This is a genomic window from Microbispora oryzae (assembly GCF_017896165.1).
Classification (GTDB): domain Bacteria; phylum Actinomycetota; class Actinomycetes; order Streptosporangiales; family Streptosporangiaceae; genus Microbispora; species Microbispora oryzae.
In genome coordinates, this window is sequence record NZ_JAFCNB010000016.1 from 161,045 (window position 1) to 182,492 (window position 21,448).

Below are 21,448 nucleotides of genomic sequence, written 5' to 3' on the forward strand. Positions count from 1 at the left end.
GGGCAAGACCGGGGTAAGGACCGGGCGGGCGGGGGGCGAGGGTGACCGTCGAGGGTGGGGCAGCGGTAAAACCGCTGCGCGTTGGGAGCATCGGCATGCCAGGCTGGACGAGTGATCCCGTCTAACCGGCGCGAGACCGGGAACGTTCCTCCGGTCCTCGCCACTCTCGCCGCGTGGAGCTGGCGCCTGCTGCTCGTCGGCGCGATGATCTACGTCTTCGCCCTGATCGTCGGCAGGATAGCCTTCGTCGTGCTGCCGGTGGCGGTCGCGCTGCTGCTCACCGCGCTGCTCTACCCGCTGACCCGGCGGCTGCGCCACGCCGGTCTGCGTCCCGTCTACGCGACGTGGATCACGATGCTGCTCGGCCTGGCGGTCATGGTCGGTATCGGCTTCATGATCGGCGTACGGGCCAACGACGAGTTCCCCAGACTCGTCGCGCAGATCCAGCTCACCGCGCGCAACGCGCAGAACTGGCTGCTGCACGGCCCCCTGCATCTGAAGGAGGCGCAGATCGCCGACTTCGTCGACCAGCTCAGCAGCCAGATCAACCAGCAGCGCAGCCAGCTCACCAGCACGCTGCTGACCGGCGCCACCGCGGTCGTCGAGGTGCTCGCGTCGATCATCCTGCTGCTGTTCGTGACGTTCTTCCTGCTCAAGGACGGCGACCGCATCTGGGCCTGGCTCCTGCGGATGTTCGGGAGCGCGGCGCCGCGGGTCGACCGGGCGGGGCGGGCGGCCTGGGTCACCATCTCCCACTACGTCTGGGGAACAGTCGCCATCGCCGCCATCCACGGAATCGTCATCGGGATCGTGCTGGCCGGCATGCGCGTGCCCCTGTGGGCGCCGCTCGCGGTGCTGATCTTCCTGGCGAGCTTCATCCCGATCGTCGGCATCTTCTTCGCGGGCGGCATCGCCACGCTCGTCACGTTCGGCTCCCAGGGCTGGGTTCTCGCGCTGATCTTCGTCGGCATCCTCGTGGTCGAGCAGCAGCTGGAGAACCACGTCCTCCAGCCGTTCATCGTCGGACGGGCCCTGGCCTTCCACCCACTGGCGATCATCCTGATTCTGGCGGTGGGCGGCATCCTGGGGGGCATCGCCGGTGCCGCCGTGGCCGTGCCGCTGGTCGCGGTCATCTACCGGGCGCTGCCCGAGCTGCGGCGCGACCAGCCGGCGCTCCCGCCCCCCGAGGAGCATCCGGAGGAGCCGCACGAGGAGGATCGTCCCTCCGGCACGCCCTCCGAGCGGGAAGCGGCCGGACGGCGGCCCGCCGGACAGGAACCGGGCGCATCCGCATCGACCGCATCGTCCGCGGCGATCCCGGCGTCCCGGGAGGAATCGGCCGGGCCCGCGACGTCCCCGGACGACGACGGCACGGCACGCGCCGCCGGGGCCCCTGGTGAGGCCATGGTTCACCGGCCCAACGGGTAGGGTCTTGCCTCGTGAACGGGCGTAGCGTGGACAGCGGCGGCCGAACGGCGGCAGGCGAGGCGATGGCATGAGTGTTGAGGTCCTGATCCACCGGCTCGACCCCGGCCTCCCGATCCCGACGTACGCCCATCCCGGCGACGCCGGGGCCGACCTGTACGCCGTCGAGGACGTCGAACTGCAGCCCGGCGAGCGGGCCGTGGTGGGCACGGGCGTGGCCATCGCGCTGCCCGACGGGTACGCGGCGTTCGTGCACCCGCGCTCGGGCCTGGCCGCCGCGTTCGGCGTGACGCTGGTCAACGCCCCCGGCACGGTCGACGCGGGCTACCGGGGGGAGATCAGGGTCACCTTGATCAACACCGACATGAAGGAGCCGGTACGGTTCCGGCGCGGCGACCGCATCGCGCAGCTCGTCGTCCAGCGGGTGGAGAAGGCCGCCTTCCACGAGGTGGACCGGCTGCCCGGATCGGTCCGGGGAGCCAACGGATTCGGCTCGACCGGGTCCTGAACGGCGGCCAGACGGCGGCCACTACGGCGGCCATTACGGCGACCCGGAAGGGGATCCGGCCCGGGCCGCCGACGACCCGCGGCGGGGACGCCGCGGACACGCGGAAGACATGAGGAGAGTGAACGAGGTGTTCGGACGACGGCGACGCGCGGAGGAGGAACGGGCAACGGCCGTCTCCAAGCCGGTCTCCGGGGAGGAGTCCAGCGCTTCGGCGCGGACGACCGGCCCGTGGGACGGGCAGGACGACTATCCGGAGGGCGAGCGGGTCGACCTCGGCGGGCTCCGGCTGCCCGTCGGTCCCGGGTTCGAGATCCAGCTCAGCATGACCGGCGACCAGATCGACGGCGCGATCGTCCTGGTGGAGGAGAGCGCCCTGCAGTTGCACGCGTTCGCCGCGCCCAGGCGCAGCGGGATCTGGGACGAGGTGCGGGCCGAGCTCGCCCGTGAGGTGGCGGCCGTCGGCGGCACCGTGACCGAGCAGGACGGTCCGTTCGGCGCCGAGCTCGCGGCGCGGGTGCCCGCGCAGGGGCAGGCGTCACAGGGCGCGCAGCAGGGGCCGCAGCCGGTCCGCTACCTCGGCGTGGACGGACCCCGCTGGTTCCTGCGGGCGGTGATCAGCGGCCGGGCGGCCGTCGACCCGTCCGCCGCGGGGATCCTGGAGGACGTGGTTCGCGGCACCGTGGTGATCCGCGGCGACGAGCCGATGCCGCCGAGGGAACCCATCCAGCTGCGGCTGCCCGCGGAGGCGCGCCAGGCGATGGAGCAGCACGCGGCCGAGCAGGCCGGCCGGCAGGACGACCTGCGGCCGTTCGAGCGGGGTCCGGAGATCAGCGAGATCCGCTGATCTGGGGACCTTCGCGGTCCGGCGGTCATTGACGGTCTCGGGGACATGTCCTGTCCGTTTCCGTCCTTCTGGCCGGAGAGCGCCTCACGTATGCTGCGGTGGGGCCGTCCCCTACGCTTGACGTCATGACCACCCGTTCGACGGGAATGTAGCGAGGAAGCCGGGTGAGCGACCGATGAGCACGCCGGAGCCTGCCAAACGCGGCGGACTGCGGGGCTTCTTCCAGCGCCTGACGACAAGCCAGGCCGAGCTGGAGGCCGCTGAGCTTCAGGAGGATCTGGGGCGGCAGGGCGCGACGCCGATCGCGCGCTGCGGGGGACGGCAGCGTTTCTGCGTGGCGGGGACGCTGCGGACCGTCACCCTGAGGCCGCGTGGAGGCGCGCCGGCCCTGGAGGCCGAGCTGTACGACGGCTCGGACGTCATCGACCTCGTCTGGCTCGGCCGCCGCAAGATCGCCGGTATTGAGCCGGGACGCGTCGTCCGGGCCGAGGGCCTGGTGAGCGTCCAGGACGGCCGCAAGGTCATGTTCAATCCCCGCTACGAGCTGCGCCCGGCTGGTGGCCCTTGATCCGGCAGGAGACCGAATGAGCACAGCGGACATGGCGGCCTCCTCCGGGGCCCACGCGACCGTCGAGGCGGCCGTGCGCGCGCAGCTGACGAAGGCGCTGGGCGGTGGCCGGGGAGTGATCGAGGCGGCCGTGCCGACGCTCGCGTTCACCGTGGCGTGGCTCGCGTCCGACGATCTCAAGCGTTCGCTGATCGCCGGGATCGGCTCCGCGGTGGTCCTCCTGCTGATCCGGATCGCGCAGCGGACGACCCCGCAGTTCGTGCTCAACAGCCTCGTCGGCATCGGCGTGGGGGCGTTCTTCGCCACCAGGAGCGGCGCCGCCAAGGACGTCTTCCTGCCCGGCATCCTCTACAACGGCGCGTACGCGGCCGGGATGCTGCTGTCGATCGTGGTCCGCTGGCCGATCGTGGGATTCCTGATCGGATCGGTCACCGGCGATCCGACGGCGTGGCACCGCGATTCCGGCCTGGTGCGGCTCTGCTCGCGGCTGACCTGGCTGCTCGTGCTGCCGTGCCTGCTGCGGGTCGTCGTGCAGCTCCCGCTCTACTGGGCCAACGAGGTCACCGCGCTCGGCGTCGCCAAGATCGCGCTGGGCTGGCCGCTGCAGATCGCCGGTCTCGCCGCGATGGTCTGGGTGCTCGCCCGGGGCAGGACGCCCATGCAGCCCGCGCCGCTGACCCCGCCCGGCACCTGAACCCCGGGCCCTGAACCCCGGGCACTGGCCGCCGCCCGGCCGGGACGACGTCCGGGCCGGGCGTACTTTTCTGTCGCGCCGCCGCCCAGCCCGGATCAGGCCGGATCGGGACGCTCAGCGCGCGGACAGCAGGCTGGACAGCTGCTGCTCGACCTCCTGGCTGGCGACGAACAGCAACTCGTCCCCGGCCTCCAGCGGGTCGTCCGCCGACGGGACCAGGACGCGTCCCTCGCGCAGGATCGCCACCAGCGCGGCGTCCACGGGCCATGGCACCGACCCGGCGCGCTGGCCGACCACCGGCGCGTCCTCGGCGAGGGTGAGCTCCACGAGGTTGGCCTGTCCCTGGCGGAACGTCATCAGGCGCACCAGGTCGCCCACGCTCACGGCCTCCTCCACCAGCGCGGACAGCAGGCGCGGCGTGGACACCGCCACGTCGACGCCCCAGGAGTCGTTGAACAGCCACTCGTTCTTCGGATGGTTGATCCGGGCGACCACGCGCGGCACGCCGTACTCGGTCTTGGCCAGCAGGGACACGACGAGGTTGACCTTGTCGTCCCCGGACGCGGCGATCATGACCTGGGAGCCGTTGAGTCCCGCCTCGTCGAGCGAGGAGATCTCGCAGGCGTCGGCCAGCAGCCACTCCGCCCGCGGAACGCTGTCGATCTTGATTGCCCGCGGGTCGATGTCGATGAGCAGGACCTCGTGGCCGTTCTCCAGCAGCTCCACTGCGATGGAACGGCCGACGGCGCCCGCGCCGGCGATGGTGACGCGCATCAGTGCTCCTCGTCGACGGGTGGGGCGGCGAGCGCCTTGTTGATCCGGTCCATGTTGTTCTCGGCGGCGACCAGATGCAGGAGGTCGCCTTCCTGGATCATCGTGTCGCCCTTCGGCACCAGCGCCTCGCCCATGCGGTTGAGAAAGGCGAGCCGGGCGCCGGTGGCCTCCTCCACGGCCCTGGCCCGCGTGCCGATCCAGGCGGGATGGAACGCCACCTCGGCCAGGACCACGGTGCCGGTGGGATCCCGCCACAGCGGCTCCGCGCCCTCCGGCAGCACGCGACGGAGGATCTGGTCGGCGGTCCACCGCACGGTCGCGACCGTCGGAATCCCCAGGCGCTGGTAGACCTCGGCGCGGCGCGGGTCGTAGATGCGGGCGACGACGTTGTCGACGCCGAACATCTCCCTGGCCACCCGGGCGGAGATGATGTTGGAGTTGTCGCCGCTGCTCACGGCGACGAAGGCGGTGGCCGAGCCGATCCCGGCCTCCTCAAGCACGTCGCGGTCGAAACCGATACCCGTCACGCGACGGCCGCGGAACCCGGCCCGGAGCCGCCGAAAGGCCTGCGGATCCCGGTCGATGACGGCGACCGAGTGTCCGTTGTCCTCCAAGATGTGGGCCAGGGTCGAGCCGACCCGGCCACATCCCATGATCACAATATGCATGTTTCCCCGCCGTACGTTTGGGCGGACTCCTAACGGAGACAGTATGTCGCGCTTGCCCAGCACCGCGTGAGCCGGGCGGCGCGGGAGACGACTAGGCTCAGCAGACGTGTCCAAGGTGACGGATCTTGTCAAGCGGCTCCTCGTGGGGCGCGCTCTCCGGAGTACGCAGCTCCACCACCAGCTGCTGCCCAAACGCGTGGCGCTGCCCGTCTTCGCCAGTGACGCGCTGTCCTCGGTGGCCTACGCGCCACAGGAGATCCTGGTCATCCTGTCGCTCGCGGGCGCGAGCTTCTACAGTTTCTCCCCGTGGGTCGCGGCGGCCGTCGTGCTCGTCATGCTCGTCGTCGTCGCGTCGTACCGGCAGAACGTGCACGCGTACCCGAGCGGCGGCGGCGACTACGAGGTGGCCACCACGAACCTCGGGCCGACCGCCGGCCTGACGGTCGCCAGCGCGCTGCTCGTCGACTACGTGCTCACCGTCGCGGTCTCCGTCGCCAACGGAGCCGACTACGTCGGCGCGACGATCCCGTTCGTGGCCGAGCACCGGGCCGTGGTGGCGATCGCCATCGTCATCCTGCTGACGATCATGAACCTCCGCGGCATCCGCGAGTCGGGGGTCGCGTTCGCCGTGCCGACGTATGCCTTCATGGCGGCGGTCATCGGCATGATCCTGTGGGGTCTGTTCCGGCTGATCGCGCTCGGCGACGAGCTGCGCGCGCCGACCGCCGACTACAAGATCATCGCCGAGCAGGCCGACATCGGCGGGCTGGCGCTGTCCTTCCTGGTGCTCCGGGCGTTCTCGTCCGGGTGCGCCGCCCTCACCGGTGTGGAGGCGATCAGCAACGGTGTGCCCGCGTTCCGCAAGCCCAAGAGCAAGAACGCCGCCACGACGCTGCTCATGATGGGCCTCATCGCCGTCACCATGTTCAGCGGGATCATCTTCCTCGGCCTGAAGTCAGGGGTGAAGGTCACCGACCCCGCGTTCGTCGCCCAGGGCATCATCATCAACGGGCATCCGGCCGGGCCGGACTACTACCAGCAGCCGATCATCGCGCAGGTCGCGTCGGCCGTCTTCGGTGACGGCTCCGTCCTGTTCGTCGCGATCGCCGCGGTGACGGCCCTCATCCTGTTCCTGGCGGCCAACACCGCCTTCAACGGGTTCCCCGTGCTCGGCTCGATCCTGGCCCAGGACCGCTACCTGCCCCGGCAGCTGCACACCCGGGGCGACCGCCTGGCCTTCAGCAACGGCATCGGGATCCTCGCGGCCGGCGCCTGCCTGCTCATCTGGGCCTTCGACGCCGATGTGAGCAAGTTGCTCAACCTTTACATCGTGGGCGTCTTCGTCTCGTTCACCCTCAGCCAGATCGGCATGGTGCGCCACTGGACGCGTCACCTGCGGACCGAGACCGACCCCAAGACGCGGTTCCACATGATGCGCTCCCGGGTGATCAACGGCATCGGCGCGATCATGACGGGCGTCGTCCTCGTCGTCGTGCTCGCCACCAAGTTCACCCACGGCGCCTACATCGTCTGCATCGCCATGCCCGTCCTCTTCCTGATGATGAAGGGCATCCGGCACCACTACGACCGGGTGGCCGCGGAGCTCTCCGCGCCGGAGGAGGGCGAGGCCGACGAGTCGATGCTGCCCGCCCGCAACCACGCCATCGTGCTGGTCTCGAAGATCCACAAGCCCACGCTGCGCGCGCTCGCGTACGCCAGGGCGACCCGGCCGTCCAGCCTTGAGGCGGTCACCGTCAGCGTCGACTCCGACGAGGCCGCCCGGCTCCAGGAGGAGTGGGACCGCAGGGGCATCCAGGTGCCGCTGAAGATCCTCGACTCTCCGTACCGCGAGATCACCGGCCCGATCCTCGACTATGTCAAGTCCCTCAGGCGCCGGTCGCCGCGCGACGTCGTGACCGTCTACATCCCCGAGTACGTGGTCGGCCGCTGGTGGGAACACCTGCTGCACAACCAGAGCGCCCTGCGGCTCAAGGGCCGGCTGCTCTTCAAACCGGGGGTCATGGTGACGAGCGTGCCCTGGCAGCTCGCCTCCTCCGACCGACTCAAGCGGCGCCGTGACCCGGTCACGGCCGGCGCCGTCCGCCGTCCGCAGCGTCACCCCGCGCCGGACCAGCAGGTAAAGGCATGATGAGACCCATGCGTGACTCATATCCGCCCGACGGCGGCGAACATATCTCCTCCCAGGTGGAGCTCACCGTCGGCCCGGTCGCCAACGGCGGCTGGTGCGTCGCCCGGCACGACGGCCGGGTCGTCTTCGTCCGGCACGCCCTTCCCGGCGAGCGGGTGGTGGCCCGGATCACCGAGGAGACCGCCCGCTTCCTCCGCGCGGACGCCGTGGAGATCCTGGAGCCGTCGGCCGACCGGGTGACGCCGCCCTGTCCCTACGCGGGTCCCGGGCGCTGCGGCGGCTGCGACTGGCAGCACGCCTCGCTCGACGCCCAGCGGCGCCTCAAGGCCGACGTGGTGGCCGAGCAGCTGCGCCGGCTGGCCGGGATCGATCGCAAGGTGGTCGTGGAGGAGGTGCCCGGCGCCCCCGACGGCCTCGGCTGGCGCACCCGCGTCCAGTTCGCCGTCGATCGCGACGGATCGGCCGGGCTGCGCCGCCACCGGTCCCACGACATCGAGCACATCGACCGGTGCCGCATCGCCCATCCCGCCGTCGAGGAGGTCGGCGCGGAACGCCACTCCTGGCGCGGCGCCGCCGCCGTCGAGGTGGTCGCCTCCTCCGGCGGCGACCACGCCGTGATCGTCGAGCCGGCCGGTCACCGGCGGGTGGACCTGCCCGACGTCGACGCCTCCGTCCTGCTCGACGAGGGCAGGCGCGGCACCCGGGCCCTCAGCGGGCGGGCGTCCCTCATCGAGCGGGTCGGCGGACGCGACTTCCGGGTCACGGCCAGCGGTTTCTGGCAGGTCCATCCCGGCGCCGCGGCGACCCTGCTGGAGACCGTGCTCGAACTCGGCCGGCCGGAGCCGGGGGAGTGGGCGCTCGACCTCTACTGCGGCGCCGGCCTGTTCGCGGCCGGTCTCGCCGAGGCCGTCGGCCCGGACGGAGCCGTACTCGGCATCGAGTCGGAGCCGCAGGCCGTCCAGGACGCGCGGTTCAACCTGCGCGACCTGCCCCAGGCGGCGGTCGAGCGCGGCAAGGTCGAGGAGGCGCTCGACCGGCTGGAGATCGAACGCGCCGCCCTGGTCGTCGCCGACCCGCCCCGGGCCGGTCTCGGCCGTCCGGTCGTCGACCGCGTCGCGTCCCTCGACGCCTCGCGAATCGTGTACGTGTCCTGCGACCCGGCCACGATGTCCCGCGACATCGCCTGGTTCGCCCCGTACGGCTATGAGCTGACCGACCTGCGGGCCTTCGACCAATACCCGATGACCCATCACGTGGAGTGCGTCGCGCTCCTGACGAGGTCGCCGGGCTGAGAGCGGACCCGCCCCACCAGGGCGGTGTCTCCTGGCGTCTCCTGGCCTCTCCTGGGGTCCTCCGCTGTCTCCTGGTGCTCGGCTCGATCGTGGCGGACCCGGGGGCGCGGGTGGCCGTCCGCCCGGGACAGCAGGAGCGCGACGGAGATGATGGCGACCCAGAGCACGACTCCGCCCAGCGTGACGATCACCAGATGCTCCCAGGCCAGAGCGGTGAATTGGGGTGCGTACATGGCGGGTCTTCCTTCCGTTGCGCCGCCGGTCGAGGGCTCGTTCGGCGACGGCCGGCCATATGGTCCATGGTGCGACGGCCACCCCTAGAGACGAAAGATTCCAGCCTGGGGGCGATTCTGCTGGGTGCGGCCGTACCGGGCGTGCGGAACATGGATTGGGCGTTCCGGGGTGTGACACACCCACCCTGCGGCGGTGGAGCCGTCAGCCCCCGGCGGGTGCGGGGACGGAAGTGGGGACGGGTGCGGCCAGCGCCTCGACGACGCCCGGGGCCGGGTCCGCGCCGCGGAGCGACAGCCAGCACAGTCCGTTCCGCGCGGCGAACGCCGCCAGCCGCCTGGCCTGCGCGAGATCGAGGTCGGCCGGGGTGGCCAGCACCGGCGTGAGGGCCAGGCGCCGCCAGGCCTCGGCCGCGCCGATGCCAAGCGCGTCTTCGAGCTGCCGGTGGGCGGCCCGCGCGGTCGCGGCGAGGCGGCGGAGGTTGTCCTTCGAACCGGGGGCGAACGGCACGAGCAGGTTGACGGCGCGGATGTCGGCGCCGGCCTCCCGGGTGGTGCCGAGCATGCCCGTGTCCGCGGGGGCCAGGCCGTACGGGGTCGCGGGCAGGGTGAACGTGAGGCCGAACGGGCGTCCGGCCGCCCGCGCCTCCCGCTGCACCGCGATGATCGCGGCGGCGCGGCGGAGCGTGACCGCGGTCGCGTCCGGTGCGCGCGGCTCGAAGTCGACACCACCCGGCCGGACCGCCTCGATCGCGGTGCGATAGGCGGCGGCCAGGCGGCCGCCGGTCCGGCAGGTCTGCGCCGGCTCGGCGCCGGCGGGGCCGCCGAACGCCAGGGTGATGTCGCGGCCGGGCACGCCCAGCCGCCGCACGCGGGCCGTCACGGGCTCGCTTGTCCGGGGGAGCCCGCTCCACCGCGGGGAACAGCCGTCCGGGCCGGCGACGAGATGGCCGACCGTGTAGGCCGCGGGGCCGGGGGCGCGGAGATCGTCCGGACCGGGACCGGCGGAGCGCGCCGCCGGACGCCCGTCGAGGTGCCCGTCGAGGTGCCCGTCCGGGTGTCCGGGCAGGCGCCCGGACAGGTGTTCGGCCTCCACGAATGCCACGTAGCGCCGTCGCGCCGCCTGATCCAGCGGGACGGGCGTCGTCCGGTGGCCCGCCGGCCGCGGGTCGCCGGAGGGGCCCGGCGTCATGTTCTGGCGCGCGGCGACCAGCGTTCCGGTCGGGGACGGCCGCGCGGCGCCGGCCCAGCCGGGCGGGGCGGCCGGCAGCAGCCACAGGGCCAGGCCGGTGGCGGACACGAGCGCCACGGCCGCGACGAGCACGAGAAACCCCGGCGGGTTTCCCGGATCACGGGCGTGACGTGCCGCGTCCACCAGCTGATCACTCCCAGTCGTCTCGCCGCTACTGTGCGCACAGACGCGTCGCACTGTAGCAACCGGCCGGACCGCCGGGGGCGATAATGGACAAATGAAATTGAGGATCTTCACGGAGCCCCAGCAGGGCGCGACCTACGACGACCTGCTGCGGGTCGCCCAGGCGGCGGAGCGGCTCGGTTTCGACGCGTTCTTTCGGTCGGACCATTACGAGCGCATCGGCGCGGGGGAGCCCGGCCCCGGCTCCACCGACGCCTGGGTGACGCTCGCCGGGCTGGCGCGGGAGACGTCGCGGATCCGCCTGGGGACTCTGGTGAGCCCGGTGACCTTCCGCCTGCCCGGCCCGCTCGCGATCAGTGTCGCGGGGGTCGACCAGATGAGCGGGGGACGGGTGGAGCTCGGCCTCGGCACCGGCTGGTTCGAGCAGGAGCACCGGGCGTACGGCATTCCCTTCCCGCCGGTGGCCGAGCGGTTCGAACGCCTGGAGGAGCAGCTCGAAATCGTCACGGGCCTGTGGGCGGCGCAGAAGACGTTCTCCTACGAGAGCGCCCACTACCGCCTGTCCGAGTCGCCCGCCCTGCCCAAGCCGGTGCAGCGGCCGCGTCCGCCGATCATCATGGGCGGCACCGGCGCTCGCCGCACCCCGCGCCTCGTGGCGAGGTTCGCGGACGAGTACAACGTGCCGTTCCGCGGCCTGGATGAGACGGGCGCGGCGTTCGAGCGGGTGAAGAGGGCGTGCGAGGAGGCCGGGCGGGAGCGGATCATCCTGTCCGTCGCCCAGACGGTGTGCGCGGGCGCCGACGAGGCCGAGGTGGCACGCCGGGCCGAGGCGATCGGCCAGGACGCGGCGCAGGCGCGCCGGGAGGGCCTGGGCGGCACCCCGCAGGAGATCCTCGACAAGATCGGCCGGTACGCCGAACTCGGCATCGAGCGGGTCTACCTCCAGGTGCTCGACCTCGGCGACCTCGACCACCTGGAGCTGCTCGCGGCCGAGGTCATGCCGCACGTCTGATTCGGGTGGCGCCCGTTGCGCCGGTCCCCGCCCGCCCCGCCCGCCCCGCCCGGTCGAGAAGGGCGGGACGGGCCAGGACGGCCGGCCGGCCTCCGGGCCGTCGCGGCCGTTGTGGCCGGACGGCCCGGAGATCCGGGCGACGCGGGATTCAGGACGGGATGCGGCTGACCGCCGGCGGGGGCAGCTGGGCGACCACCCGGTCGTGGTAGGCGACGACGTCCTCGGCCCGCTCGTACAGGTCGGCGACGCTCAGGGCGCACGGCTCGATCACGGCCGGATCGGTGATGCGCCGGCCGCCGGTGTGGGCGCCGATGTCGTCGTAGAGGACCTCGTACATCAGGTCGCGATCGAGGATCAGCAGCTCCGGCAGCGGCGCGGAGCGCTCCAGGTGACGCACCGCCTCCACCGGCAGCACCCGGACGCGTTCGCCCGCGCGGCTGCGCGCCACGAGCAGGACGATCTCCCACTGCAGGTACGGCGTCAGCGGCTCCGCGGCGATGCGCAGGCGGCGCAGCTCGGCGCGGGGCGGCAGGTCGTCGGTGTAGCGGGTCCGCGCGATGAGGTCGACGGCACGGTGCCAGTCACCGTTCATCATGGCCGTCCAGCTGGGGACGTCGGGCTCGTGGAAGTGCTGGCCGCGCTCCAGCTTCCACACGGCGCCCTCCACCCGCCTGAGGCGTCGGTAGAACTCGGCGCGGTAGTCCGCCGCGGGAAGTGTCACTCCCGCGGCCTGTCTGACGTGCTCGAACGCCTCTCCGGGCATGGGGCCTCCTTAGGCCTTCAGCGGAAATCGCGAAGTACGCACGTCAGGCCCTGCCCGGATCGTGACCCTGGCGTGCTCGGTCTCGCCGCCCACGGCTGGTCGTGCCGGTCGGTCCGGCACGGCATGCCGCGGACGGAGGTGTCGGTCTTGTCGCCTCCTCCTGGGATCGCGTCGCGGCCGGTGCCCGGGCGGCGGGCTCCCCGTTGGCGACAGGTCGATGTTTCGCCGAGCCCGACGCCCGGTCAAGACCCAAATCTGCCTCCGCCCCCTGCGGTGCGCGGGTGACCTCGCCGCCGGGTCTCCGCGACCGCGGGCACGAACCGGTTCGAGTCAGCGCCGGCGAGGGCCGTACGGGCCGCCGCGCCACCGCGTGCGGTCGCGTCGGCGTCGGCCCAGGTGAAACACGCTTCCGATGATCCAGACGATGAACATCACCTTCAGTACGGCGAAGACGGGCCACGCGCCCGACACGAGCGCGATCAACAGCAGGATCGCCAGCGGGATGAGGGGGAACGGGCCGAGGCGGCGGTGCGGCCGGGCCATTCCGCGGCGTGCGGCGGCGGCGTGCCAGCCCCAGGTACCGAGATCGCCGTGCCGCCCGTCCGGGGGAGCTTCCCAGCCGGGCCCGTACTGCGGGGAGACGTAGGGCGGCGCGGGGGGCCGCGGCGCGCTCCCGGGGCCACCGGCGGGCGCATGGTACGGGCCGCGCCAGGACGCCGAGCCGTCGGCGCCCGGCAGGTCGGCCGTGACCCGTCGCAGCTCGCCCGCGGTGCGGGCCGACAGGGCGGCCTCCAGGCGCTCGTCGAGCTCCTCACGGGTGAGCCGGCCCTGCGCGAACGCCTCGTGCAGCAGGGCCGTCACCTCGTCGCGCTCCCTGTCGCCGATCCGCAGGTCGTCGGGAGAGGGCATCGGTCTACTCCTCCTCGGCCGGGTCGCCGTCGGCGAGGATCCGGTAGAGCTGGCGGCGGGTCTCGGTCAGCACCTGCTTGGCCTGCCTGATCTGGCCGTCGGTGCCGCTCTGGGCGAGCTGGAACAGGGCCGACGCCGCCTGGCGGGACAGGCCGAACAGCTCGTAGACGTTCTCGCCGATGTCCGGCGTCATGTCCTCCCAGGGCGCCCGCAGCTCGTTCTCGTGCGCCGACACGTAGTCGCGGCCGGCGTCGGTGAGCTGGAAGGTCTTGCGCCCGTCGCTCTCCTCGGCGCGGACCAGCCCCTCGTCGGTCAGCTGCTGCAGCGCCGGGTAGACGGCGCCGGGGCTCGGCTTCCAGCCGCCCTGGCTGCGCTCGGCGATCTCCTGGATGATCTGGTAGCCGTTGCGCGGCTCCTCGGCCAGCAGGACGAGGATCGCGGCCCGAACGTCACCGCGCTTGGCCTTGCGCGTCCCGCCGAATCCCCGGCCGAACCGGCCGCCGCCCGGCCCCATCGGCCCGAACGGGCCGAACGGTCCACCCGGGCCGAAGCCCGGCCACGGCCCGCGCCCCCGGTGACCCCTGTGCCGGTGTTCGTGCGGCGTCTCGCCGTGCTCGTGCTCCTGCTGCCACATCTCGGCTCCCTTCAGCAAGGCCGCGCGCAGCGCCCGTCTCATGTCCCGGTGCATCTCGTGGGCGTGGGCCCAGGGCCCGCCCATGCTGTACGTCGAACTCATCGGCATGACTCCTTCGCTGCCTACCTGACTGTCTACGATCTGTTCTCGATGCTTCAACGATATATCGCTACTGTTCCAAGAACAAGACCGGGGAAGGAATTCCAGGGTTCGGGGACGTCCGTCCCCCGCGGTGGTCTTGAATGGGGGACGAACCGGCCGCGGCCCGGGTTCCCCGGCCGCCCCCGCCCCTCTTGGCCCGCCTCGCTCGCCGCCCGCCCGCTTGACCCGGGCGAGGGGTGGGTATGGCCCTAGCCGGTGCTCCGGATGCCGGGGACGTGACGCAGCTCACGCAAACATGTCCCTGACTCGGGGAACATGCTCCCGGTCCCTGGCGTTTTCTCCCACGAAGACGGGATTGTTCTGCTCTGAGAGGGCTGGGGGGTGCTCTTGGAGCGGGACGATCCCGTCTTTTTGTGCATTCCCCCCGATTTGGGGGCAAGAACGTGCCCGCCGAAGGGCGACACATCCCTGGCCCCTGAGACCGCTTCGCGGATTTTGTCGGGGCTTTGCCGTAGCATGTGCAGCCGTGATCTTGTCATGATGGGGCATTCGCACGCCCTCAGCGGCGCCGCGGTGTGGCTGGCGATCGCGCCCGCCCTGACCGCGCTTCCCGGAGTCACGTCGCCGGAGCTGGCGACGCTGACCGGTCCGATCCTCTCGCCCTCCGAGCTCGTGGCCGGGGCGCTGGTGTGCGCGGGAGCGGCCATGCTTCCCGACCTCGACCACCCCAGCGCGACCATCGCGCAGACGTTCGGCCCGGCGACGTACTACCTGAGCAAGGGCGTCAACATCATCAGCGGCGGGCACCGCCACGCGACCCACTCGCTGCTGTTCTCCCTGGCCGCCGGGTTCGGCACGTTCTTCCTCGCGGGGAGGTTCAGCGTCGCGCGCGACATCATCGTCGTGCTCATGATCGGCCTGGCCCTGCGCGCCATCGGCTTCGGCGTCCCCGGCAAGACGATCACCTCCGCCGTCGTCAACGTGGGCATGACGGGCGCCCTCTTCGTCACCTTCCTCTTACTGGGCGTCACGTACTCGTGGCTCGCGTTCGCGATCGGCATCGGCTGCCTGGTGCACGTGTTCGGCGACTGCCTCACCGAGCACGGCTGTCCGGTCCTGTGGCCGCTCAAGGGCAAGTGGGTACTGCCGTACGACATCGGGATCAAGACCGGCAAGACGTTCGAGAACAAGATCCTCGGGCCTGCCCTGTCGATCGTCGTGATCGCTCTCCTGTGCCTGCGGCTGATGCCGGGCTGATCGCGCGGGCGCGTCCCGACACCCCTCCCATGCGTGCCTCCGGGCGGAGTGGGGGGATAGCTTGATGTCGAGATATCATGGGGGATATCTTGACGTCGAGACACATTCTCCGCATGCCGGGTTCCGGGTACCTGAATGCCCAGGGCCTCACATGGGTGCGGCAGGATGCTTACCGAACTTGTGAGAAAAGCCCGGAATCTGGGGAGGCGAAGTTCCGTGTCCGCGAACAGCTTCGGCAGCCGTGACACGCTGCGCGTCGGTGACGCGTCGTACGAGATCTATCGGCTGGACGCCGTCGAGGGGTCGGCGCGCCTCCCGTACAGCCTCAAGATCTTGCTTGAGAACCTGCTGCGGACCGAGGACGGCGCCAACATCACCGCCGACCACATCCGCGCGCTCGCGGGCTGGGACCCGAACGCGACGCCGAGCGTGGAGATCCAGTTCACCCCCGGCCGGGTGATCATGCAGGACTTCACCGGTGTGCCCTGCGTCGTCGACCTGGCCACCATGCGGGAGGCCGTGCGCGACCTCGGCGGCGACGCCGCGAAGATCAATCCGCTGGCGCCGGCCGAGATGGTCATCGACCACTCGGTCATCGTCGACTTCTTCGGCGGCCCCGACTCCTTCGTCCGCAACGTCGAGCGGGAGTACGAGCGCAACCGCGAGCGCTACCAGTTCCTGCGCTGGGGCCAGACGGCGTTCGACGAGTTCAAGGTCGTCCCCCCGGGCACCGGCATCGTCCACCAGGTCAACATCGAGCACCTCGCCCGCGTCGTCATGACCCGCGACGGCAAGGCGTACCCGGACACGTGTGTCGGCACCGACTCGCACACGACGATGGAGAACGGTATCGGCGTGCTCGGCTGGGGCGTCGGCGGCATCGAGGCCGAGGCCGCGATGCTCGGCCAGCCGATCTCCATGCTGATCCCGCGCGTGGTCGGTTTCCGGCTCACCGGAAGGCTGCCGGCCGGGGCGACCGCGACCGACCTGGTCCTCACGATCACCGAGATGCTGCGCAAGCACGGTGTGGTCGGCAAGTTCGTCGAGTTCTACGGCGAGGGCGTGGCCAGCGTGCCGCTGGCCAACCGGGCCACGATCGGCAACATGAGCCCCGAGTTCGGCTCCACCTGCGCCATCTTCCCGATCGACGGTCAGACGATCGACTACCTGACCCTCACCGGCCGCTCGCCCGAGCAGGTCGCGCTCGTCGAGGCCTACGCCAAGGAGCAGGGCCTGTGGCTCGACCCCGCGGCGCCCGAGCCCGTGTTCTCCGAGTACATCGAGCTCGACCTCGCCACCGTGGTGCCGTCCATCGCCGGGCCCAAGCGCCCGCAGGACCGCATCGCGCTGGCGGAGGCCAAGTCGGCGTGGCGCGCGGCCGTCCGCGACTACGCCCCCGACGACAGCGTCCAGGGTCCCGTGGACGAGGCGTCGGCGGAGTCGTTCCCCGCCTCCGACTCGCCGGCGATCTCGCACGGCGGCGACGGTGACGCGCCGCACGCTGCCCCGCACAACGGCGACCGTCCGAACCGGCCGACGCCGGTCACCCTGTCGGACGGCACGTCGTTCGAGATCGACCACGGCGTGGTGACGATCGCCGCGATCACCTCCTGCACCAACACGTCCAACCCGTACGTCATGCTCGGCGCGGCCCTGCTCGCCCGCAACGCCGTCGACCGGGGCCTGACCCGCAAGCCGTGGGTGAAGACGTCCCTCGCCCCCGGGTCGCAGGTCGTCACCGGCTACTTCGAGCGGTCGGGTCTCCAGCCGTACCTGGACAAGCTGGGCTTCAACCTGGTCGGCTACGGGTGCACCACCTGCATCGGCAACTCCGGCCCGCTCGACCCGGAGATCTCCGAGGCGATCCAGGCGAACGACCTCGCGGTCACCGCGGTGCTCTCCGGCAACCGCAACTTCGAGGGCCGGATCAACCCCGACGTCAAGATGAACTACCTGGCCTCGCCGCCGCTGGTCGTGGCGTACGCGCTGGCCGGGACCATGGACATCGACCTGAACAACGAGCCGCTCGGCACCGGCTCGGACGGCGCGCCGGTATTCCTCGCGGACATCTGGCCCGCGCCAGAGGAGGTCGCGGCCGTCGTCTCGGAGTCGATCGGCCAGGACATGTTCCAGCGTGACTACGCCGACGTCTTCAAGGGCGACGAGCACTGGCGGTCGCTGCCGATCCCGACCGGCGACACCTTCGAGTGGGACCCGGACTCGACCTACGTCCGCAAGGCGCCCTACTTCGACGGCATGCCGGCCAAGCCCGAGCCGGTGACCGACATCAGCGGAGCCCGCGTGCTGGCCAAGCTGGGCGACTCGGTCACGACCGACCACATCTCGCCCGCCGGGTCGATCAAGGCCGACACGCCCGCCGGCCGCTACCTGCGCGAGCACGGCGTCGAGGTGCGGGACTTCAACTCCTACGGCTCGCGCCGGGGCAACCACGAGGTGATGATCCGCGGCACCTTCGCCAACATCCGGCTGAAGAACCTGCTGCTCGATGGCGTGGAGGGCGGCTACACCCGCGACTTCACCAAGGGCGGCGAGCAGTCGTTCATCTACGACGCCTCGCAGAATTACCAGGCCGCCGGCGTCCCGCTGGTCGTCCTGGCGGGCAAGGAGTACGGCTCGGGGTCGTCGCGTGACTGGGCGGCCAAGGGCACCGCGCTCCTCGGCGTCCGCGCCGTGATCGCCGAGTCGTACGAGCGGATCCACCGGTCGAACCTCATCGGCATGGGCGTGCTCCCGCTGCAGTTCCCCGAGGGCGAGACGGCCGCCTCACTCGGTCTGACCGGCGAGGAGACCTTCGACATCTCCGGCGTCGAGGAGCTCAACACCGGCACGACGCCCACCACGGTGACCGTGCGGGCCGGGGACGTCGAGTTCCAGGCCGTGGTGCGGATCGACACCCCCGGCGAGGCGGACTACTACCGCCACGGCGGCATCATGCAGTACGTCCTGCGCTCCCTGCTCGCCAAGAGCTGAATCGCACCTCATCGCACGTGACGCCGTCCTGGGCGGGATCCCGGTCCCGCCCAGGACGCCGCCGCCCGCTGGGCCGAGGCGTGAAGAGTAGCCCGGGGAAGGAAGGCATCCTCGACACGCGGCACGAGCACCTCACGCTTCCGTCCTGCGGGTATGGGAGCCGCTCAAGCGGCTCGCCTACGCCCTGATGAGATGGCTCAGGACGAGGCGGATCTTCTCGAGCGTCGGCTCCTCCACCCAGCCGATCCTCCTGGTCAGCCTTCGCACGGAAATGGCGCGGAACTGCTCCACCATCGCCCAGCTCTGCTTCTCCAAACCCGTGCCGGGGACGATCTCGACATGGCTGGGCCAGCCACGTTCGGCGGTGGTCAGCGGCACGGTGAACACCAAGCCCATCCGCACGTCGTTGACCGCACGGCCGCTCATGACCACCACTGGTCTCGGCCCGCCCTGCTCTCGGCCCATCGGATGACCGTAGTCGGCCAGCCAGAGGTCACCGCGGGTTATCCGCATCATCCTCCTTCGGGGGCAGGTAGGAGGACCAGTCCTCCGGCTCGAGACCGTCTGGAGCGGCCCGGTCGAAGGCGGCTGTCTCCGCCAGGTGATCGGCCCAGCCCTCCGGGTCCTCTCGCCGGGTCCGCTCGACCGCTGCTCGCATCTCCTCCCAGAACTTCTTGTGTTCGTATTCGGCGACGGCGTCGTCGATCACTGCTGTCATGGGTCTGCCTTCCTGTTTGGCGATCGCCGCGAGTCTGTCGCGAGTAAGAGTGCTGACCCGGATCGTCGTGTGGCGTTGCTCGCTGCCCATATCGCGAGGCTACGATCCTGTCTACAAAAAGCGCTATGGCGATGGCGCCACCTGGCAGTCTACGAAGGCTCTCGTTACTCTCGCTGGATTAGCCCATTACTGACGGTGATTGTCTGAGTTTCGTGGGTCGATAACCGGTTGCCGCGCTCCGGGGCTGTGCCGATACGGTCGGCCGTCGTGAATCACGAGCTGTTTGTGCTGATTTTTGGCGGTTTGGCGGTTTTCGCGGGGGCGGTGATCCAGGGGGCGGTGGGGTTCGGCCTCGGCCTGCTGGCCTCGCCGATAATCGCGATGCTGGAGCCGCGGGTCGTGCCGGGCGCGGTGCACATCGTCAACGCCACGCTGCCGCTGTTCACGCTGGCCAGGGAGTGGCGGAGGGTCGACTGGCGGGGCTTCGGCTTCGCCGTCCTCGGCCGGCTGCCCGGCAGCGTCGCCGGCGGCTTCGTCGTGGTCTACGTGAGCACGCGCGCCCTCGGGGTGCTGGTGGGCGTGATGGTGCTGGTCGCGGTCGCCCTGACGGCGCGCTCGGTCGCGGTGCCCCGCAACGGGGGCACGCTGACGGCCGCCGGATTCCTGTCGGGCGTGACCGGCACCGCGACGGGCATCGGTGGCCCGCCCGTTGCGCTGGTCTACCAGACGGCCAAGGGGCCGCAGATCCGGGCGACCCTCGCGCTGTTCTTCGTGCTGGGCGCGCTGCAGTCCCTCGCGCTTCTCGCCGTGCTCGGCCGGCTGCCCGCACGGGCCCTCGTGACGGGTGCGGCGCTCGTTCCGTTCGTCGTCCTCGGCTTCGCGGTGTCGGGGCCGCTGCGCCGCTATCTGGACGGCGGGAGGGTGCGGCGTGCCGTCCTCTCGGTGGCGGCCCTGTCGGCCGTCGCGGTGCTCGCGCGGAGCCTCGCGGCCTGAAGAAGATCACCTTTGTCGCGTTTCTTGATTGTTACCGCACACAACAAAAGTTACCTTCCTGTGTCTTACACCACATTCGTGTTGGGCTTACGTTGTCCCAAACAACATTCCCTGGAGCGGTAAACGCCGTGACCCGGCTCTGCCGTACCGGGTGGCCCCGTACCCCCCGCCCTCTCGCGCTGGTGCGCGATCGCGGGTGGCCCGGCCGCACCAGCACATAGACCCCCAGTAAGAGAAAGGACCCACGCCAGATGCGCAAGGGGATCCTCAGCATCGGCGCCGCGGCTGCGGCGCTCTCCCTCGGTCTCACCGCCTGCGGGGGCAACAGCGGTGAAACCACCGCCGACAGCGGCAGCAGCTCCGCGGCGTCCTCCGCGCCCGCCAAGGTGGGCAAGATCGGTGTGATCCTTCCGGACAGCAAGTCCTCCGCACGGTGGGAGACGGCCGACCGGAAGTACCTCAAGGAGGCCTTCGACGCCGCGGGTGTCGAGAGTGACATCCAGAACGCGCAGGGCGACAAGAGCGCGTTCCAGACGATCGCCGACCAGATGATCACCAACGGCGCGACCGTCCTCGTGATCGTCAACCTGGACAGCGGCACCGGCAAGGCGGTCCTGGACAAGGCCAAGTCGCAGGGCGTCGCCACGATCGACTACGACCGGCTCACCCTCGGCGGCAGCGCCGCCTACTACGTCTCCTTCGACAACACCAAGGTCGGCCAGCTGCAGGGCGAGGGCCTGGTCAAGTGCCTGACCGACAAGAAGGCCGACAAGCCGATCGTGGCCGAGCTGAACGGCTCGCCGACCGACAACAACGCGACGCTGTTCAAGAACGGCTACGACAGCGTCCTCAAGCCCAAGTACGACTCCGGTGACTACAAGAAGGGCCCGGACCAGTCGGTTCCCGACTGGGACAACACGCAGGCCGGCACCATCTTCGAGCAGATGCTGACCCAGGAGCCGAAGATCGCCGGTGTCCTGGCCGCCAACGACGGGCTCGGCAACGCCGCCATCGCCGTGCTGAAGAAGCAACACCTCAACGGCAAGGTCCCGGTCACCGGCCAGGACGCCACCGTCCAGGGCCTGCAGAACATCCTGAACGGCGACCAGTGCATGACGGTCTACAAGCCGATCAAGCAGGAGGCCGACGCCACCGCGAAGCTGGCCATCGCCCTCGCCAAGGGCGAGCAGCCGTCGGCGAGCGGTTCCGTGAAGGACCCGGAGTCCGGCCGTGACGTCCCGTCGGTGCTGCTCGACCCGCAGGCCATCTACACGGACAACGTCAAGGACGTGGTGGCCGACGGGTTCGTGAGCAAGGACGAGCTGTGCACCGGCGACTTCGCCGAGAAGTGCACCAAGGCCGGCATCAGCTAAGCCACCCACCCGTCGGGCGAGTCCGGCGGGGCCGGCGTCCCCCGCGCCGTGAGCGCCGAACCACCCATTGATCAATGGAGTAAGACATCGTGTCCCAGGGACCGATCCTGGAACTGCGCGGCATCAACAAGAGCTTCGGCCCCGTGCAGGTCCTTCACGACGTCGCCTT

Annotated in this window: 21 protein-coding genes; 12 read left to right on the forward strand and 9 right to left on the reverse strand. The window is 71.0% G+C overall.

Going from position 1 to position 21,448, the window contains the following annotated elements:
- Positions 1 to 111 precede the first annotated feature (111 nt).
- The 5 genes from JOL79_RS25080 to JOL79_RS25100 all read left to right on the forward strand — a co-directional run bounded on the left by JOL79_RS25080 (position 112) and on the right by JOL79_RS25100 (position 4,039).
- Entirely contained in the window at positions 112 to 1,428 is a 1,317-nt protein-coding gene (locus JOL79_RS25080) for an AI-2E family transporter (protein ID WP_307848711.1), read from the forward strand.
- 67 nt (positions 1,429 to 1,495) lie between these two features.
- Positions 1,496 to 1,933, forward strand: a complete 438-nt coding sequence (dut, locus tag JOL79_RS25085; protein ID WP_210158328.1) for a dUTP diphosphatase — start codon at positions 1,496 to 1,498, stop codon at positions 1,931 to 1,933.
- A 118-nt stretch (positions 1,934 to 2,051) separates the two neighbouring features.
- Positions 2,052 to 2,777, forward strand: a complete 726-nt coding sequence (locus JOL79_RS25090; RefSeq protein ID WP_307848712.1) for a DUF3710 domain-containing protein — start codon at positions 2,052 to 2,054, stop codon at positions 2,775 to 2,777.
- A 175-nt stretch (positions 2,778 to 2,952) separates the two neighbouring features.
- A complete protein-coding gene (locus tag JOL79_RS25095; RefSeq protein ID WP_210158330.1) occupies positions 2,953 to 3,345 on the forward strand; it encodes an OB-fold nucleic acid binding domain-containing protein in 393 nt (130 codons plus the stop codon).
- Between the two features lie 16 nt (positions 3,346 to 3,361).
- Positions 3,362 to 4,039, forward strand: a complete 678-nt coding sequence (locus JOL79_RS25100; protein WP_210158331.1) for a DUF3159 domain-containing protein — start codon at positions 3,362 to 3,364, stop codon at positions 4,037 to 4,039.
- A 114-nt stretch (positions 4,040 to 4,153) separates the two neighbouring features.
- Here JOL79_RS25100 and JOL79_RS25105 read toward each other — a convergent pair whose 3' ends face one another.
- Complete coding sequence (locus JOL79_RS25105) at positions 4,154 to 4,813, reverse strand: potassium channel family protein (protein WP_210158332.1); 660 nt, start codon at positions 4,811 to 4,813, stop codon at positions 4,154 to 4,156.
- Positions 4,813 to 5,481 (reverse strand): potassium channel family protein, encoded by a 669-nt coding sequence (locus JOL79_RS25110; RefSeq protein ID WP_210158333.1) that lies wholly within the window; start codon positions 5,479 to 5,481, stop codon positions 4,813 to 4,815. The genes JOL79_RS25105 and JOL79_RS25110 overlap by 1 nt, the downstream gene beginning before the upstream one ends.
- Before the next feature lie 106 nt (positions 5,482 to 5,587).
- Here JOL79_RS25110 and JOL79_RS25115 point away from each other — a divergent pair, with 106 nt between their 5' ends.
- Positions 5,588 to 7,630: an APC family permease gene (locus JOL79_RS25115; RefSeq protein ID WP_210158334.1), complete on the forward strand. Its 2,043-nt coding sequence runs from the start codon at positions 5,588 to 5,590 to the stop codon at positions 7,628 to 7,630.
- 8 nt (positions 7,631 to 7,638) lie between these two features.
- A complete protein-coding gene (locus JOL79_RS25120; RefSeq protein WP_230985396.1) occupies positions 7,639 to 8,922 on the forward strand; it encodes a class I SAM-dependent RNA methyltransferase in 1,284 nt (427 codons plus the stop codon).
- On the opposite strand, the gene JOL79_RS25125 is transcribed toward JOL79_RS25120, so the two are convergent.
- Positions 8,880 to 9,155, reverse strand: a complete 276-nt coding sequence (locus JOL79_RS25125) for a hypothetical protein (RefSeq protein WP_210158335.1) — start codon at positions 9,153 to 9,155, stop codon at positions 8,880 to 8,882. The two genes, JOL79_RS25120 and JOL79_RS25125, sit on opposite strands and share 43 nt — an antisense overlap.
- Positions 9,156 to 9,357: 202 nt before the next feature.
- Positions 9,358 to 10,527 carry a glycoside hydrolase family 18 protein gene (locus JOL79_RS25130; protein WP_210158336.1) on the reverse strand — a complete coding sequence of 390 codons (1,170 nt, stop codon included), beginning with the start codon at positions 10,525 to 10,527 and terminating at the stop codon, positions 9,358 to 9,360.
- 94 nt (positions 10,528 to 10,621) lie between these two features.
- Here JOL79_RS25130 and JOL79_RS25135 point away from each other — a divergent pair, with 94 nt between their 5' ends.
- Positions 10,622 to 11,539 carry an LLM class F420-dependent oxidoreductase gene (locus JOL79_RS25135; RefSeq protein ID WP_210158337.1) on the forward strand — a complete coding sequence of 306 codons (918 nt, stop codon included), beginning with the start codon at positions 10,622 to 10,624 and terminating at the stop codon, positions 11,537 to 11,539.
- Positions 11,540 to 11,687: 148 nt separating this feature from the next.
- Here JOL79_RS25135 and JOL79_RS25140 read toward each other — a convergent pair whose 3' ends face one another.
- From JOL79_RS25140 to JOL79_RS25150, 3 genes are all read right to left on the reverse strand, one after another.
- On the reverse strand, positions 11,688 to 12,302 hold the full coding sequence (locus JOL79_RS25140) for a DUF6879 family protein (protein ID WP_210158338.1): 615 nt from the start codon (positions 12,300 to 12,302) through the stop codon (positions 11,688 to 11,690).
- Positions 12,303 to 12,632: 330 nt separating this feature from the next.
- Complete coding sequence (locus JOL79_RS25145) at positions 12,633 to 13,211, reverse strand: DUF1707 SHOCT-like domain-containing protein (RefSeq protein ID WP_210158339.1); 579 nt, start codon at positions 13,209 to 13,211, stop codon at positions 12,633 to 12,635.
- Positions 13,212 to 13,215: 4 nt separating this feature from the next.
- On the reverse strand, positions 13,216 to 13,947 hold the full coding sequence (locus JOL79_RS25150) for a PadR family transcriptional regulator (protein ID WP_210158340.1): 732 nt from the start codon (positions 13,945 to 13,947) through the stop codon (positions 13,216 to 13,218).
- Between the two features lie 540 nt (positions 13,948 to 14,487).
- Here JOL79_RS25150 and JOL79_RS25155 point away from each other — a divergent pair.
- Together JOL79_RS25155 and JOL79_RS25160 are read left to right on the forward strand one after the other, a co-directional pair.
- Complete coding sequence (locus JOL79_RS25155; RefSeq protein ID WP_230985397.1) at positions 14,488 to 15,204, forward strand: metal-dependent hydrolase; 717 nt, start codon at positions 14,488 to 14,490, stop codon at positions 15,202 to 15,204.
- A 216-nt stretch (positions 15,205 to 15,420) separates the two neighbouring features.
- Entirely contained in the window at positions 15,421 to 18,195 is a 2,775-nt protein-coding gene (locus tag JOL79_RS25160; protein WP_307848713.1) for an aconitate hydratase, read from the forward strand.
- Positions 18,196 to 18,372: 177 nt separating this feature from the next.
- On the opposite strand, the gene JOL79_RS25165 is transcribed toward JOL79_RS25160, so the two are convergent.
- The gene (locus JOL79_RS25165; protein ID WP_210158343.1) at positions 18,373 to 18,708 is read right to left on the reverse strand and encodes a type II toxin-antitoxin system PemK/MazF family toxin; all 336 of its coding nucleotides are present in this window, start codon (positions 18,706 to 18,708) and stop codon (positions 18,373 to 18,375) included.
- Positions 18,689 to 18,913, reverse strand: coding sequence for a hypothetical protein (locus JOL79_RS25170; RefSeq protein ID WP_210158344.1), 225 nt, complete (start codon positions 18,911 to 18,913; stop codon positions 18,689 to 18,691). The genes JOL79_RS25165 and JOL79_RS25170 overlap by 20 nt, the downstream gene beginning before the upstream one ends.
- Before the next feature lie 303 nt (positions 18,914 to 19,216).
- On the opposite strand from JOL79_RS25170, the gene JOL79_RS25175 reads away from it, so the two are divergent.
- Together JOL79_RS25175 and JOL79_RS25180 are read left to right on the forward strand one after the other, a co-directional pair.
- Complete coding sequence (locus JOL79_RS25175) at positions 19,217 to 19,906, forward strand: sulfite exporter TauE/SafE family protein (RefSeq protein WP_230985398.1); 690 nt, start codon at positions 19,217 to 19,219, stop codon at positions 19,904 to 19,906.
- A 251-nt stretch (positions 19,907 to 20,157) separates the two neighbouring features.
- Positions 20,158 to 21,279: a sugar ABC transporter substrate-binding protein gene (locus JOL79_RS25180; protein WP_210158345.1), complete on the forward strand. Its 1,122-nt coding sequence runs from the start codon at positions 20,158 to 20,160 to the stop codon at positions 21,277 to 21,279.
- Positions 21,280 to 21,448: the final 169 nt, after the last annotated feature.